Genomic DNA, 16,681 nt, shown 5'->3' with positions numbered 1-16,681 from the left:
CCGCCGTCTTTACTTAATCTATGTTAATTAGATTTCGCGTTTTACTTCAACAATTTGGAAGACCTCGATTTGGTCACCCACTTTTACATCGTTGTAGTTTTTAACACCGATACCACATTCCATACCGTTACGAACTTCCTGTACGTCGTCTTTAAAGCGACGCAGTGATTCTAACTCACCTTCGTAAATAACCACGTTTTCACGCAGTACACGGATTGGATTGCTACGCTTCACAATGCCTTCGGTAACCATACAACCGGCGATTGCGCCAATCTTAGGCGACTTAAAGACATCACGTACTTCAGCAAGACCCATGATTTCCTGTTTGAATTCAGGGGCAAGCATACCGCTCATAGCCGCTTTCACTTCGTCAATCAGGTCGTAAATAACGCTGTAGTAGCGTAGGTCGATTTCTTCAGACTCAATGACGCGACGCGCAGTTGCATCGGCACGCACGTTGAAGCCAACCACAATGGCGCTGGACGCTGCTGCCAGACTGGCATCAGTTTCCGTAATACCGCCGACTCCGCTACCCACGATGTTCACTTTTACTTCACTGGTAGACAGTTTGGTCAGTGACTCAGAGATGGCTTCAACAGAACCCTGTACGTCGGCTTTAAGCACGATATTCAAATCGCTCACATCACCGGCTTCCATGTTGGCAAACATGTTTTCCAGTTTAGCCTTTTGCTGACGTGCCAGTTTAAGCTCACGCTTCTTCTGATGACGTTTGCCAGCGGCTTCTCTGGCTTTACGTTCGTCTTTCACCACCAGCGCGTCTTCACCGGCCACAGGCACACCTGACAGACCAAGTACTTCCACTGGCGTTGACGGACCTGCCAGTTTGACATCCTGGCCATTTTCATCACGCATTGCCCGAACACGTCCGTATTCTTCACCGCACAGTAAGATATCACCGGCTTTCACCTCACCTTCCTGCACGAGTACTGTAGCAACCGGACCACGGCCTTTATCCAGACGCGATTCGATAACGATACCGCGACCAGGACCTTTAGGCGTGGCTTGCAAATCAAGCACTTCGGCTTGCAATGAAATGGCTTCAAGCAGCTCATCCACACCCATACCGGTTTTCGCCGAAACATTAACGAACTGGTGCTCACCGCCCCACTCTTCTGAAATAACTTCCAGTTGTGACAGTTCGGTTTTAACCCGATCCGGATCAGCACTTTCTTTGTCCATCTTGTTAACCGCAATGATCAACGGCACACCCGCAGCGCGGCTGTGTTGCACCGCTTCCTTGGTTTGCGGCATCACACCATCGTCGGCGGCAACCACTAATACAACGATATCCGTTGCGGTAGCACCACGTGCACGCATCGCGGTAAAGGCGGCGTGTCCCGGCGTATCCAGGAAGGTAATTCTGCCAGTGTCGGTTTCTACGCTGTAGGCACCGATATGCTGGGTAATACCACCGGCTTCGCCATCGGCAACCTTGGCACGACGAATGTAATCAAGCAGCGAGGTTTTACCATGGTCAACGTGACCCATGATGGTTACTACAGGTGCACGGCCGGTTTTTTCACCGGTGCCTGAATCTGCTAATAACTCGTCTTCCAACGCGTTATCGTTAACCAGTTCAAACTTATGACCCATTTCTTCAACCACCAGCACAGCGGTATCCTGGTCAAGCACCTGATTAATGGTTGCCATCTCACCCATTTTCATCATAGCTTTAATGACTTCCTGAACCTTAATGGCCAAACGGCTTGCCAATTCACCTACGGTGATGGTCTCGCCAATTTTAACCACCCGTTCAACCGGGGCTGCCGGCTTATTAAAGCCTTGCTTAAGGCTTTCGCTGGCGTTTTTCTTCGGCTTCTTACGACGTCGTGAAGAACGCTCAACCTGCATATCTTCGATATCTTCGGCTTCCTGCGCGTAGCGGTTAGAGTGCATGTGCACTTCTTCGGCTTCGGCTTTACGGCGTTTTTCTTCTTCTTCTTTCCAGCGACGCTCGTTTTCTTCCGCTAATTTACGGGCTTCTTCAGCGGCTTTCTTAGCATCTTCTTCCAGTTTGCGCTGCGCTTCTTCTTCCTGCTGCTTGCGTAAACGTTCTTCTTCCTGACGTGCAGCTTCCTGCTCTTTTCTTTCTTCGTCAGTCAGTTCAGACTCTGCTTCCTGACGCGCTGCGGCTTCTTGTTTGGCTTTTTCGGCACGACGCGCTTTTTCTTCTTCAGCGGCTTTACGCGACTCGGCTGCTTTACGGGCCTTTTCTTCAGCGGCTTTACGCGCCTCTTCTGCGGCACGCTCTTCAGCTTCACGTTTGATACGAGCTTCTTCGGCCTGGCGTTTTGCTTCTTCTTCAGCTAAACGCTGTTCTTCAATATCAGTCCGTTTAACGTAAGTACGCTTTTTACGCACTTCAACTTTTACTGCTTTGGATTTACCTAAATTCAATGTGCTGGTCGTTTTACGCTGCAGCGTCATTTTTGTAGGTTCACCCCCGGTTGTACCACCGTGCTGTTTGCTCAGGTGGTCCAATAATTTGCGTTTCTCATCTTCAGTCACATTTTCACCGGCGGCTTTTTTAATGCCGGCATCACTAAACTGACTCACTAACCGGTCAACGCTAGTCCCGATATCACTGGCGAGTTTTTCAATGGATACATCTGCCATTACGCGTTTTTCCCCTTGTCGACCTTATTCTTCGTTGAACCAGACTTTATTACGTGCAGCCATAATGAATTCACCGGCTTTGGTTTCGTCTAGTCCTTCTATATCACTGATATCATCGGTGCCCTGTTCAGCCAGCGACTCTAAATCGATAATACCTCTGCTTGCCAGAACATATGCCAGGTGCTTGTCCATACCTTCGAGGCTTAACAACTCTTCTTTAGGTTCTGAGCTCTCAAGCGACTCCTCATTGGCTAATGCCTGGGTCGTTAATGCTGCACGTGCGCGGTTACGTAATTCTTCAACGGTGTCTTCGTCGAGTCCTTCAACGGCCAGTAACTCACTGACCGGTACGTAGGCTACTTCCTCAAGTGAAGTAAAGCCTTCTTCAACCAACACTGAGGCAAAATCTTCATCAATGTCTAAGCCGTTAACAAACACGGCCAGCACTCTTTCGTTTTCAGCCTGGTGTTTCTGGTTCAAATCATCAATGGTCATTACATTCAGTTCCCAGCCAGTCAACTGACTTGCCAGACGAACATTTTGACCGCTTCGACCGATAGCCTGAGCCAGGTTATCGGCTTCTACTGCCACTTCCATGGTGTGGCTGTCTTCATCAACAACAATCGAAGCAACCTCTGCAGGCGCCATTGCATTGATAACAAACTGTGCCGGGTTTTCATCCCACAGTACAATATCGACTCTTTCGCCGCCCAGTTCACCTGATACGGCCTGTACCCGTGAACCACGCATGCCAACGCAAGCACCAACCGGATCTAAACGTCGGTCGTTAGTCTTCACCGCAATCTTAGCGCGTGAACCCGGATCGCGGGCCGCAGACTTGATTTCCAGCGTTTCTTCGGCAATTTCCGGTACTTCTAAGCGGAATAACTCAACCAGCATTTCTGGGTGTGTACGGCTAACAAATAGTTGCGCACCGCGCGCTTCAGGACGAATAACATAAAGTAATCCGCGCACCCGATCACCCGGACGGAAAGTTTCACGCGGTAGCATATCATCACGATAAATAACGCCCTCGGCGTTGTTACCTAAATCAATAATAATGTTATCGCGGTTGACTTTTTTAACCGTACCGGTGACGAGTTCACCAACCCGGTCTTCATACTCAGCGACCATTTGTGCACGTTCTGCTTCACGCACTTTTTGCACAATGACCTGCTTAGCCGTTTGCGTGGTAATACGGTCAAACTTGATTGACTCAATCTGTTCTTCTACGTAGTCACCCACTGCAATATCCGGCTCATCAATTTGTGCCGCCGAAATGGTTAATTCCGCAAACGGGTTTTCTTGTTCTTGATCATCAGGAATCACCAACCAACGGCGGAAAGTGTCAAAATCACCCGTTTCGCGGTTAATGCTGACACGTACTTCTATTTCGCCTTCGTTTTTCTTTTTCGTGGCACTTGCAATGGCAAATTCTAACGCCTCAAAAATCTTTTCTCTTGGCACTTGTTTTTCATTAGAAACGGCTTCTGCCACTAACAAAATTTCTTTATTCATTTTTGCCTCACTGGTTGCATGCTGCTGAGCATGCAGATCTCTTCCGTATTATTCGAATGTTGGAACTAAATTACCTTTTTCGATACCACTGACAGGCAGAGAGAACTGCTCGCCATCGACCTCGATTGTTAACGTGCCATTTTCACACGCCAGTAATTTCCCCTTGAAATTGCGTCGGTTATCCAACGGCAATGCCATTCTGACAGCGACGGTTTCGCCTACCACCAGGGCATAATGCGACTCTTTAAAGAGCGGCCGGTCCATACCTGGTGACGAGACTTCTAAGTTGTATTCAGTATTGATTGGATCTTCGACATCGAGAACCGCACTAACCTGAGAACTAACATCTGCACAATCATCTACGTTGATGCCATTTTCATGATCAATGTAAACCCGTAGGATCGAATGCTTACCGGCGCGGACAAATTCCACCCCCAGCAATTCAAATCCCAATGCTTCTACCGCCGGATTCAACATTTCGGTTAAACGTTGCTCAAGCTTCGACAATCCAAACCTCCAAAAACGAAAAAAGGGCATAATGCCCAATATACTGATACCACATGCGGTATCACTTGTGCGTGAGACCTAGTTAACAAAAAGCCCCGATGAAACGGGGCTTTTGGCAATCAAATTCGGTCCCTTCTGCCCCTATAAGGCAAGGTTATTAACACTTAACAAAAGTAAAAATAACCAGCAAGGCATCGGCATTTGCTAAGCATAATACTGCAATAGCTAGGGCAGATAGCCAAAAACTGCTGCGTAGTATACTGTGTGACGATTTATATAGCAACCGGCAAAGCGCATAACAGGCTATTTGTCACGATTATTTAATCTTCTTTCCAACGTTCCTTGATATCCAGGATCTGCGGGAGATTTTCCTCGAGTAATTCGATTAAGCGAGGCTCAAAGTGCTTGCCGCTTTCACTCTTCATTAACGCCAGGGTCTTTTCAACCGTCCAGGCCTCTTTATAGGGCCGTTTACTGGTCAGCGCGTCAAATACATCGGCCACCGCAACAATTCTGCCTTCCACTGGAATATCGGTGCCGCTTAAACCTTTGGGATATCCACTGCCATCCCATTTTTCATGGTGAGTTAATGCTACCGACTTGGCTATCCGCAGCAATTCAGAGTCGGCCTCACCGAGAATTTCAGCGCCAATGAGCGGATGGGTTTTCATAACGTCAAATTCTTCAGTGGTGAGTTTGCCCGGTTTAAGCATGATGTGGTCCGGAATACCAATTTTGCCGATATCGTGCATGGGGGCTGCATGCAGCAGGGTTTCGGCCTGCTCTTCATTAAATCCGTAGGCCAGGGCCAGCACCTTCGAAAAGTGACTCATGCGCAGTACGTGCATGCCGGTTTCGTTGTCTTTATATTCAGCCGCCCTTCCCAGCCGCTGCACAACCTGTAAACGTGTACGTTTTAATTCATCCGCTCGCACTAACGAAATGTGCGTATTAACCCGGGCTCTCACTACGGCTGGTGATATTGGCTTGGCAATGTAGTCAACCGCGCCCACGGCAAAACCTTGCGCTTCATCGTTGTCTTCACTCAGGGCGGTAACAAAAATCACCGGAATGGCGCGGGTAATCGCATTTGCTTTAAGCTTTTCACACACATCAAAACCGGTCATGCCAGGCATCATCACATCGAGCAAAATCAAATCCGGTAGCTGTGCCTCGGCAACTCTTAACGCCTCCGGGCCGCTTTTCGCAAACGCCAGCACATAGTCATCATGGAGAATATGCTTAAGCACCCGTAGATTGGCCGACTCATCGTCAACGATTAACAGTGTGGGTTTCGGCGCTAGTGTCTGCATGTTAGTTATCACTTAACTCATTTATAAGCTTGCTAAGGGCTGCGACAGCCTGTTCAAACTCAAAATCTTCGATTGCATCGAGTATGGTTTGTACCGGCTCGGCGTAGTGACTCTGGGTAAATACAGCCAGCGCATCGAGTTCATCCTGGTTGATACGGTTATTATTTACCGACACTAATATGTTTTCAAGCAGCTCTCGCAAGCGTTTGGAGTCTACGTTGATATAGTGCATTAATTCAGTTTGCTGCTGCTCACTGAGCGCATCTTGCACTGCTGGCAACAATGCAAACAAGTCGGTTATCAACGGCGTTGCGCTCAGCCTGTCTGCGCAGTTTATTTCAATTTGTCTTAGCCTGCGCATAATTTGAATCAGCCCGAGGTTGCCCGCAACGCCTTTAAAACGATGGGCAAGCGCGTTAAGCCCGGCAAAATCTTCATTCTCATTTAACCTAACAAAACTGCGTTCAGCGGCGCGAAAATCGTCAACGAAACGATGAATTTCTTTGCTTAACTTATGCTTACTGCCCCATAAGCTCTCGCCACGCGACCAGTCTATGAGCACGTCTTCTGCGCGCTCGTGCCGCGCCGTCAGTGCACTCCCGTGAATGCCCAGTACGCGGGCTATTTCATGACAAAGTACCGGAAAGTCGATGGGCTTGTTGGCAAAACCTTCCATACCGGCGGCAGTGGCTGATTTTTTGTCCTGCGCTAATACACTGGCCGTTAACGCAATGATCGGCAGTGCCTTCAAACCGTGTCTGCGTTCATACTCGCGACGTTTTCGAGCCGCAGAGAGCCCATCCATCACAGGCATTTGTAAATCCATCAATACCACATCAAAATCCTGCTGCGTCATGGCATCGAGCGCCTGCTGACCGTCTCTGGCAGTGGCAACCTGATGGCCTGCGCGATGTAGCAATAAATTAAGCAATTCAATATTTTGTTCGATATCGTCAACAATAAGAATACGCAGCGGTGGCAGTTGTATCGCCTTGTTGGTTTTAAGGTGCTTAACATTATCAATGGGTGTCAACGGCAACCTGAAGGTAAACTGCGTACCTTTTGCTGGCTGACTTTTAACACTGATAGTGCCGCCCATCAGTTCGACCAGTTGTTTACTAATGGTTGTGCCAAGGCCTGTACCGCCAAATCGGCGCGACATTGAGGCGTCGGCCTGGGCAAAGGGATCGAACACGGTTGCGCATTGTTCCCCGGTCATGCCAATGCCGGTATCTTCTATCGTAAACTCTACCTGCCCTGCGCCCACCGGCACGATGTGCACGCGTACGCTTCCGGATTCGGTGAATTTCACCGCATTGCCAATAAGGTTACTCAACACCTGCCTGATCCTTTCAGGCGAGCCGGTATAGCCGCCGGCCAGTTGACTATCTAATTCAACCTGCAGGGCTAAACCTTTGCGTTTCGCCTCCAGCCAGAATGTTGAAATCACCGTGTCGACTTCTTCACTCAATATAAAATCGGTCGCGTCGAGCTCAAGCTTGCCCTTATCGAGCTTTGCGCTATCAAGAATATCATTCAGCAAATGCAATAAAGAACGGGCAGAACGGTTGATGGTTGACAGGTATTTATGTTGCTCAGTATTGAGCGGCGTATCGAGCAAAATATCGCTAAAACCAATAACCGAGTTCATTGGCGTGCGGATTTCGTGACTCATATTTGCCACAAACGCAGCGCGAGCGTCAGCAGCTTGTTCGGCCGCGTTTTTGGCGAGCACCAAATCGTCTTCCATTTTACGGCGGTCGGTAATATCCATGATAAAACCGTCCAGCCAGAGAATATTGTCATCCTCGTCGCGAATAAACCGACCATGCTCTCGCACCCAAAGCAAGTTGCCCTGCTTATCGTAAATACGATACTCCATATTGTATTCACGCTGCTCAGCCACCGCGTTTTCGATAACCGGCAGATCATCCGGGTAAAACAAATCGGTAAAGCTCACTGTCGGGTTGGGTAACAGGAACTCCTCTGCCGCGTAACCGGTAATGCTTTCAACCGCATCACTAATGAAGACCATAGGCCAATCATCCTGATTTAGGCAACGATAGGCGATACCGGGAATATTTGCTATGAGGGAGCGAAACTTAAGTTCGTTTTCTCTGATGGTTTTTTCCATCGCGATGCGTTCGCTAATGTCCGCGATAAACAAAATGTACAGCGACTCACCGGCGACTTTAGTATGCGACAAACTGGTGCGCAGCGGTACCAGTTGACCGTGACTATTGTAAGCTTCTCCGTCACGGCTGTGTCCGAGTAGTTTAATTCCCTCAGGCTCCATGGCGCTCTCAAAAAATTGTGGCGTAAAAAAGCGCCGGCGTTCTTGTGGTAAAAAATGCACCAGGGACTTACCGACCACCTCGTCACGTTGCCAGCCAAGTATTTTTGTTACGGCTTTATTGACGGTGCGAATGATGCCTTTGGAGTCAAGGGTAATGATGCCCTCAACCGCCGACTCCATCAAACTGGTCATGCGCAGTTGCGCCGCTTTGGCTTCGCTGGATGCTTTTCGGTACTTAACCAGCAGACTAATACCCAACACCAGAACAATCATGACCGTTGAAATGAAAGTGACACAGGCAGCCAGGTACAGTGACATTTCTGACGGTTGCGTGCTCAATTCAAGGCCCGGCGGCTGCACGAAGCGCGCTGCAGACATACCGGTGTAATGCATGCCCGAAATTGCACAGCCCATCACCAGACCTGACAATATATTGGTGTGAAGTTCTGAACTGATGAGCCACCTGAGTCCGTGGCGAACCCACAAAGACAGCATGGCCAACACGATTGCGACCACGATGGAAAGCCCGAAGAAATAAAGGTCATAACGCAGCAACGGGGCCATGTCCATGGCCGCCATGCCGGTGTAGTGCATAACACCAATACCGGTGCCAACCAGCACACCTCCGAGTATTATTTGTCTGTAATTGTTGCGCTGCTGCGCCATTAAACTAAGCGCGATCCATGCCGAGGCGACACTGGGGATCATAGAGAGAAAGGTGATCTGCCAGTCGTAAGATACAGGCGTGCACAACTCAAAGGCCAGCATACCAACAAAATGCATCGACCAAATGCCGCTGCCATGTGCAAATGCGCCTACGCCAATTAAGCTATAACGATTGTGGCGGGTTCGCGCGGTGGCTGCCTGTGAGGCAACCTGAAAGCCCATAAAAGAAGCAAAAACGGCGATAGAAACCGAGAGGAAAACCAGCGGCAGACTATACTCACCAACAATTAACAGTGATGTATTGGGTATTGCAAACAAATCAAGGAACGACCGCATTATCCGGGGCCTTCAAGTACAGCGCTAACTCAGCCTCTATGCCAGATGCCAGCCACTATTATCCTAACAACAACTTACCCTATCCAAGCCTGAACTGGATGCAAACGCAACCATCAACTCATGAGCCATCTTGTGTGTTATTTTAAGTCATTAGGCAATTATAAAGAATCGACTTCAAAAATCGAGTTTATACTTGGTCCTAACCGATGGGATAAGACCAGTTCGCACATATAAGCGACCAATAATGGCATTTACAGCCACAGAGACTCCATCGGGGAGACCGTCATAGTATTTGGGTCTAGCCTGACCCTGTACATTCACCATTTGTGAACTTAATGCTAAGTATATGGCAAATAAGAGTTTTATCTATTACGCCTAAATTATTAGTCCTTATTTAAGGTTGACCTTCAAATGTAAATAGATATTATTCGCATTTAACCAGAAAAAAGGCATTATTTTGAAGCGGTGGTTACGACAGTTACATCTCTGGCTGGCATTATTGTTTGGACTGTTCATCGTATGTATGAGCGTGTCTGGTGCCATTTTAGTCTACGCCAAAGATCTTCAGACATTTTTACAGCCAGACAAGTGGCAGGTCCAATCCCAATCTGCACCCCTGTCCTTTTCAGACGTTATTTCCCGCGTTGAAAGGCAAACTCAACAACGCGTAGAACTGCTGATGCCAGAGTCAGACTCGACATTGGCCTGGCAATTAAAACTGGCTAATAACCAGTATGTCAGTGTTGACCCTTATACCTCTGAAATACTGCATCAATATGACTATTATTCTACGCTGTACGGATTCACCATGTCCTTGCATCGCTGGCTGCTGTATCAAGATAGCGATAATCAAAAGCCTCTGAGAAACTGGGTTTCCATCTGTGCGCTCGCATTTATTGTAGAGATCTTAATTGGCTTTTATCTGTGGGTTAAACCGAAAAAAAGAATCAAGCGATTAGCGATAAACCCCCGCGCCAAGTTTCGTATTCTTGTTTATCAACTGCACACCGTCGTTGGGGTTTATATGATGGTACCTTTAATCATGATTACCTTTGCCGGTATAGCTTTCAACTGGCAAGACGCTACGCAAAAAGTGGTTGAAACCATTACTTTTTCTGAGATTGAAACAAGGCCAGTTCCAGCCCCATTGACAGCGACAGCGCAACCAGAGCCGCCAGAAGTAGACATTGCTTTCGCACATGCGATGAACGTGTTTCCCGCCGCGACACTATTTCGTATCTATCTCCCGCAAAAAGCCGGTGATCATCTGGGTTTTAGAATGCAAAACCCAGGAGAATCCCATGCGTACAGCTGGGTATGGGCAGATCCTTACTCCGGCCGTGTCACAGGGTATTATGACGCTTCAAAAGCAAATTTTACGACGCAGGTATGGCACTTTAAATACAAGTTTCACATTGGCGACTTTGCAGGTCCTGTTATCCAGCTACTGTGGTTTGTGATTGCACTGCTACCGTGTTTTTTCGCCGCTTCTGGCATTTACTTCTGGTTAAAGCGCACAAAATCCAAACGCTAATGATAATAATTATCATTAGCTTTACATTGTCATTTCCTATCTTTAGTATACCCGCCACCTTTAGCTAACTTTTTCTTTTTAGGAGTATCATGTTTAAACCTTCCCTTTCACTGGTCGCATTGGCCGTTAGCAGTTGTGTTGTTGCAAGTGAATCTGACCCAGGCATTGAACGCATTATCGTCTCCGGAAGCCGTGTTATAGAAAGCATTGACGAAGTGCCCACCTCGATTACTGTTATCTCTCAAAAGCAAATTGAAGAACATTTAATGGTCAACCCTGAACTACAGAGTCTGCTTGCTCAGGTTGTGCCAGGACTTGCTCCTGATACGGGAAGTTCAAGTAACACAGGACAATCATTACGAGGCAGAGCTCCCCTGGTGATGATCGACGGTGTACCGCAATCTACGCCGCTTAGAAACGGCTCACTCGGCGTGAAAACCATTGATCCCAGTGCCCTGGCGCGTATCGAAGTAATTAAAGGCGCAACATCGGTATATGGGAATGGAGCCTCAGGCGGCATCATAAACTACATTACTAAGCAAGCCTCGACGCAGGGGGAGCATGCAGGACAAGTGAGTTTGTCGTCCCGTTTCAGTGCAGTAAAGCTGCAAGAGTCCGCCGGCGCGCGATTCTCCGCCGGGGTCAACGGCAAAGTCGGTAACATTGATTACTTAGTCACCGCCAGCTACGAAGAGAACGGCGTTCAGCGCGATGCTGAGGGAGATATTCTGGGCCTGCAGTATGGCCTGTCTGACACCGTAACCGAAAACTACTTCACTAAACTTGGCTATGAGATTGATGAGGAAAAGCGTTTACAATTCAGCTATAACTTTTTTAGTTCTCAGCAAAAGACCGACCTGGGTGACGTAGTCGGCGATATCAACGAAGGGCAAAAAACGTTTGCCATTCATGTGCCAGAAGCATTGCAAAAACAGGGGAAGCCCCAGGGTCCGGACGGCAATGAAAATATTACCCTTAAGTACTCTGACAGTAATATTTTTGCAAATAGCGGCATGACACTGGATGTTTATGCTCAGGATATCGAAAACGTGTTTTTCTTTTCACCTAATTTGGCAAATCCGGACGAGGGTTATAGCGGTGGACAATCTATCATTCGATCAGAGAAAAAAGGCGCGCGTGCCACTTTTAATACGGCTGTCGACTTTGACAACATAGAAGCGACCTTTATTTATGGTATCGACGCCCTGAACGACATCACCTCGCAACCCTTAGTCGATGGGCGTATTTGGGTGCCCGAAATGGATATGCAAAGCCTCGCTGGCTTTTTACAAACCAAGTGGGTAATCAGTGACGATTTTATTGTCAAGGCAGGCGTGAGAAAGGAAAACATTGATCTCACTGTGGATGATTATGAAACGTTAAAAGTTTGTCGCTCTGCTACCCAGTGTTCGGTACCCGTCGAGGTTAAAGGCGATACCATTGACTATGATGCGACGACCTATAACTTAGCGTTTAAATACAACTTCAGTGATAAATTCAGTCCATTCATAAACTATTCACAAGGGTCTGACATTGCTGATATTGGGCGTTTGTTACGCGCGGCTACGGTGACAGATATCGGCCTTATTCAGACTGAAGCGTCAATCATTGATAATTATGAAATCGGCTTTAACTCAACGTTTGAGAAAGTTCGTTTTGAGGTTGCGGCTTACAGAAGCACATCAGAGCTAGGTACCTCCAATAGTTTCAACGAGGTCACCGGTGTGTATGAGCCTGTGCGGGCACCACAAGAAATTTGGGGCTACGAAGGGTTAGTCGACTATCAGTTTTCGCCTTCTTTATCCTTGCTGGCAACCTACAGCTATGTTGAAGGAAAAAACACCGAAGCAGACATTTATTTAGGCTCGCGCCAGATTAGTCCCCCCAAAGCGACGGCCAATCTGAATTGGAAGCCAATGGACACCCTGTCGTTGACGGTAAGCTATCTCTATGTTGGCAATCGTAAGCGCTTTGAACCTAACAGCGAAGGTGACTACGTGGGTGATCAAGGCCCCATCTCAAGTTACAACATTGTCAATCTCAGCGGACAATATCAGTTTGCAGACAATTGGAATGCCTTCATGGGCATTGAAAACTTATTCAACAGTGATTATTACCCCGCGCGCGCCCAGTCTTATACCTACGGTGGATATAACATTAAAGGGCTTGGTACCACGGCTAATCTGGGCGTGACTTATCAGTTCTGATAATAAAAGGTGCCTTGTGCTACGCAAGGCACTTCCCTACTTGTTTGGGGAGCCGTGGTAGCCAGAAAAAGATAATCAGCAAAAATGAAATTACCCAGCAACAAAAAAGGCCTCGAGTAATCGAGGCCTTAAATGTGGTTGCGGGAGCAGGATTTGAACCTACGACCTTCGGGTTATGAGCCCGACGAGCTACCAGACTGCTCCATCCCGCGTCTGTTTCGTTTGTTTTTTCAGCTTAAATTCGAATTGTGCTGAAGAACAATTCTTTTGAAAAATACTGTTCCATGAGAACACCATTTTTAATGTGGTTGCGGGAGCAGGATTTGAACCTACGACCTTCGGGTTATGAGCCCGACGAGCTACCAGACTGCTCCATCCCGCGACTGAACTGGTTTGAGTGCTGCAAAGACAAGTACGTTGTACCAATGCTGCTGCTCAAGTGGTGCGTATTATACATAGGGAAAGTGTCTTGGCAAGCGCTCTTTGATGAATTGTTTCATTTTTTTGACTAAGCGGTCAAACACTCACCATTACGACCATTTATCGTACGACACCATCGCTTTTGATCAGGCGTTAACCGGCGAAATGTCGGTTCATCTTTTGCGCCAGTTTAAAATCCAACTCACTCAGACCGTCTACATCGTGGGTGGTAAGTTTAACTTCTACTTTATTATAAACATTAAACCATTCGGGATGATGAGTCAGCTTCTCTGCCCATATCGCCATTTGCGACATCCACCCAAACGCGCTGATAAAGTTTTTAAACTCGAATGTTCGGGTAATGGCATCACCGTCGAGGCGCCAGTGACTGCTCTTATCGGCACTCACGTTTAATCCATCAAGTTGCTCTGCGATTTCGGCATCATTTAATTTTACAGCCATAGTGACCTCCTTTGGTATGTAGCGTTGACCTTACGTTATATTGTGTACGGCTGAAAGCTACGATGGATTAACTTTCCGGCAATACTGTAAACAAAGGTTGCAACCCAATAAGCCCCTGGCCTTTGTTACTGCGTAAATTTTTACTTTAATCAGGTAAATATTTACCAATCAAATCCTCCCAAATTATAAAATAAAAATATTTATCAAAAATATCAGACACTTAAAATGAATAGGTACTGGTGAGATTATTGCAACTGCTGGTGAAATTATCGCGACGAATCACTAAGCAGCGAACACACAACAATTTTAAAGCGTCAGCCATTGCGTGGCTGGCATGTAATACCGGGGCACACAACACCTTATGAAACCACTACAAATCGATACTTTCTGGCAACTCATAAACGAAAAGCTAGTGACCTGGCTCGAAGCCAGCATTAAACACCTGCCTAATATAGCTGTTGCCATTTGCATTGCCATTGCATTTGGTATCGCCGCTAAAGTCATTGGTAACATCGCCAAACGCTTGCTCGGCCGAACCTTTGATTCGAAACAAATTGTTGACCTGCTGACCTCCATCAGTAAAGTCGCCGTTGCAACAGTCGGCATTTTTATTGCTCTGGATTTTGTAGGCCTGCGCGGCACCGTAACATCGTTACTGGCTGGTGCGGGTATTATCGGTCTGGCAATTGGTTTTGCCTTTCAGGATATGACCGAGAATTTAATCGCTGGCATTGCCATGGGCATCCGCAAACCCTTCCAAATTGGCGATGTTATAGAGGCGGAAAGTGTATTTGGTAAAGTAGAGTCAATAAATCTGCGTAACACCAATGTCATGACGTTTTTCGGTCAGCGCGAGATTATTCCCAACAAAATACTGTTTAGAAATATTCTGACCAACTACAGCGTGAACCGTAAACGACGCATTGAAGTGCCGGTGGGCATTTCTTATGCAGACGATCCGCAGGTAGCCGCCGAGGTGCTCACAAAGGCCATAAAGGAACTGGAGTTTGTTATCGACAAAGACGACACTGGCGTGTTTGCTTCTTCGTTTGGCGATAGCAGCATTAACCTGCTGGTTTGGTTTTGGATCGAATACCCCGGCGAGCCGGGCTTTATGACGGCACGGCACAACGCCATTGTGGCCATCAATAAGGCACTTAAAGACGCCGATATCCTGATCCCGTTCCCTATCCGAACGTTGGATTTTGGCGCCAAAGGCGGCGAGAAATTAAATACCATGCTCAAAGGCTCGTCGCGCACCGCTGAAGGCTCAACTGAGTCTGCTAATCATTCGGAGCATGACGACACTGGTTCAGCCGATGAACCATCCAACCGTTAACTACACCACAGGAGAAAGATGATGATAAGTCGAAAACTACGCCAAATGCTGTTGATCAGCACATTTGCCACACTGAGTATTCTGGGCGGCTGCGCAACCGTTGAAGGTCTTGGTGAAGATGTTCAGTCTGCCGGCGAAGGCATTGAGGACGCAGCACAAGACGCGTCAAATTAACCTTTAATACAGGCCGGTATTTTACCGGCCTGTTAATATAAGTGAAGGAGAAGCGCAGGCTCGCTGTAAGGCCGAGTCGTATTGGTATCACAACAATAAGCTAGCTTAATAGAAATATTGATTTCCCATCAGTATCCTTGATAATAGCAGCTACTCAACAGGTTGAGGGCCGCTACTTAATGAATCTTAATCGAATAGATCTAAACCTTTTCGCCGTTTTCGATGCCATTTACACCGCTGGTAATTTAACCCGCGCGGCAGATATTTTATGTATTACTCAACCTGCAGTGAGCAATTCCCTGGCGCGCTTGCGCGACCTGCTTAACGATCCGCTTTTTGTCAGAACGGGCCATATAATGACGCCGACGCCAGTAGCACAAAACCTCATCGGGCCTGCCAGACAAGCATTGGACTTACTACGAAACAGCGTTTTACAGAGCCGCGAGTTTAACCCGGCAACGGCCGAGAAAACCTTCCAGTTTGCCTGTCGGGATTTAATTGAGGCCAGCATACTTCCCCGCCTGATTGCCAGTATCAGTGGTCAGGCACCGTCTATTGCCATCAATAATTATGATGTCGATAAAAAAAACGTCGTCAACGCGCTGGCCAGCGGTCAATTGGATTTCTACACCGACAGTAACCCACTCACCGATCCGTATCTGGTAAAACACATTATTGCGGAAGACCGTTTGGTGGTAGTTGGCCGTCCCGGCCATCCTGCATTTGATTCACCGCTGACCTTACAAAGCTTTCTTAGCCATAGCCATATCAATGTGACGCCACGTCAGGGGGAGCCTTGTGAACTTGATATCGAACTGGCCCGCCTTGGTCAACAACGTCGAATTGTTATGCAAAGCCACCATTTTTTAACCATTCCCAGCGTATTGGTAAAAACCGACTTGCTCGCCTGTCTGCCTTTTCACCTGGCCAAACACTACGATTTGGCCGTCAGTGAATTGCCCTTCGCCATGCAACCACTCAATTACTACCTCTACTGGCATGTCAGTGCCAATGAAGATCCAGCGCACCGCTGGATAAGAGAACAATTATTGTTTATCTCCCAGTCCTTCAGAGCGAGTACTGCTGAGTCAAAGCGCGCCTGAGACGGTAACGTAGGCACGCGTAGCAATTCCACCGCAACTTATTAATAAATAGTCTTTTTTTTAGAAAAGTAATTAGTTAACTACCGTCAATGGTATTTAAAACCATAACCAGGTATCAGCTTGGTAATTTAATTATTTTGGCTCACGAGCTTTAATCACTTGGTCAAAA

At 47.4% G+C, this 16,681-nt stretch carries 11 protein-coding genes and 2 tRNA genes; 5 read left to right on the top strand and 8 right to left on the bottom strand.

Annotated features, from left to right (window positions below; translation table 11 throughout):
• Positions 1-27: 27 nt before the first annotated feature.
• From infB to OIK42_RS08235, 5 genes are all read right to left on the bottom strand, one after another.
• Positions 28-2,637 (bottom strand): translation initiation factor IF-2, encoded by a 2,610-nt coding sequence (infB, locus tag OIK42_RS08255; protein ID WP_273639666.1) that lies wholly within the window; start codon positions 2,635-2,637, stop codon positions 28-30.
• Positions 2,638-2,661: 24 nt separating this feature from the next.
• A complete protein-coding gene (nusA, locus tag OIK42_RS08250; RefSeq protein WP_273639665.1) occupies positions 2,662-4,155 on the bottom strand; it encodes a transcription termination factor NusA in 1,494 nt (497 codons plus the stop codon).
• Positions 4,156-4,203: 48 nt separating this feature from the next.
• Positions 4,204-4,662, bottom strand: coding sequence for a ribosome maturation factor RimP (gene rimP / locus OIK42_RS08245; RefSeq protein WP_273639664.1), 459 nt, complete (start codon positions 4,660-4,662; stop codon positions 4,204-4,206).
• A gap of 320 nt (positions 4,663-4,982) precedes the next feature.
• A complete protein-coding gene (locus OIK42_RS08240; RefSeq protein ID WP_273639663.1) occupies positions 4,983-5,975 on the bottom strand; it encodes a response regulator in 993 nt (330 codons plus the stop codon).
• 1 nt (position 5,976) lies between these two features.
• Positions 5,977-9,273 carry an MHYT domain-containing protein gene (locus tag OIK42_RS08235; protein WP_273639662.1) on the bottom strand — a complete coding sequence of 1,099 codons (3,297 nt, stop codon included), beginning with the start codon at positions 9,271-9,273 and terminating at the stop codon, positions 5,977-5,979.
• A 457-nt stretch (positions 9,274-9,730) separates the two neighbouring features.
• Here OIK42_RS08235 and OIK42_RS08230 point away from each other — a divergent pair, with 457 nt between their 5' ends.
• Positions 9,731-10,807 (top strand): PepSY-associated TM helix domain-containing protein, encoded by a 1,077-nt coding sequence (locus OIK42_RS08230; protein WP_273639661.1) that lies wholly within the window; start codon positions 9,731-9,733, stop codon positions 10,805-10,807.
• A gap of 89 nt (positions 10,808-10,896) precedes the next feature.
• The gene (locus tag OIK42_RS08225; protein ID WP_273639660.1) at positions 10,897-13,014 is read left to right on the top strand and encodes a TonB-dependent receptor; all 2,118 of its coding nucleotides are present in this window, start codon (positions 10,897-10,899) and stop codon (positions 13,012-13,014) included.
• Positions 13,015-13,149: 135 nt separating this feature from the next.
• On the opposite strand, the gene OIK42_RS08220 is transcribed toward OIK42_RS08225, so the two are convergent.
• The 3 genes from OIK42_RS08220 to OIK42_RS08210 all read right to left on the bottom strand — a co-directional run bounded on the left by OIK42_RS08220 (position 13,150) and on the right by OIK42_RS08210 (position 13,896).
• Positions 13,150-13,226: transfer RNA gene (locus OIK42_RS08220), tRNA-Met, on the bottom strand.
• Between the two features lie 93 nt (positions 13,227-13,319).
• Positions 13,320-13,396: transfer RNA gene (locus OIK42_RS08215), tRNA-Met, on the bottom strand.
• 191 nt (positions 13,397-13,587) lie between these two features.
• Positions 13,588-13,896 carry a 4a-hydroxytetrahydrobiopterin dehydratase gene (locus tag OIK42_RS08210; RefSeq protein ID WP_273639658.1) on the bottom strand — a complete coding sequence of 103 codons (309 nt, stop codon included), beginning with the start codon at positions 13,894-13,896 and terminating at the stop codon, positions 13,588-13,590.
• Between the two features lie 361 nt (positions 13,897-14,257).
• Here OIK42_RS08210 and OIK42_RS08205 point away from each other — a divergent pair, with 361 nt between their 5' ends.
• The 3 genes from OIK42_RS08205 to OIK42_RS08195 all read left to right on the top strand — a co-directional run bounded on the left by OIK42_RS08205 (position 14,258) and on the right by OIK42_RS08195 (position 16,512).
• Complete coding sequence (locus OIK42_RS08205; RefSeq protein WP_273639657.1) at positions 14,258-15,235, top strand: mechanosensitive ion channel family protein; 978 nt, start codon at positions 14,258-14,260, stop codon at positions 15,233-15,235.
• A 45-nt stretch (positions 15,236-15,280) separates the two neighbouring features.
• Positions 15,281-15,409 carry an entericidin A/B family lipoprotein gene (locus tag OIK42_RS08200; RefSeq protein WP_273641451.1) on the top strand — a complete coding sequence of 43 codons (129 nt, stop codon included), beginning with the start codon at positions 15,281-15,283 and terminating at the stop codon, positions 15,407-15,409.
• 179 nt (positions 15,410-15,588) lie between these two features.
• Complete coding sequence (locus OIK42_RS08195; RefSeq protein WP_273639656.1) at positions 15,589-16,512, top strand: LysR family transcriptional regulator; 924 nt, start codon at positions 15,589-15,591, stop codon at positions 16,510-16,512.
• The last annotated feature ends 169 nt before the right edge of the window (positions 16,513-16,681 follow it).

Origin of the sequence: Alteromonas gilva (assembly GCF_028595265.1) — a bacterium.
GTDB lineage: Bacteria > Pseudomonadota > Gammaproteobacteria > Enterobacterales > Alteromonadaceae > Alteromonas > Alteromonas gilva.
The sequence above is the reverse complement of the archived record's forward strand: the minus strand, read 5'-3'. Positions and strand labels throughout refer to the sequence as shown.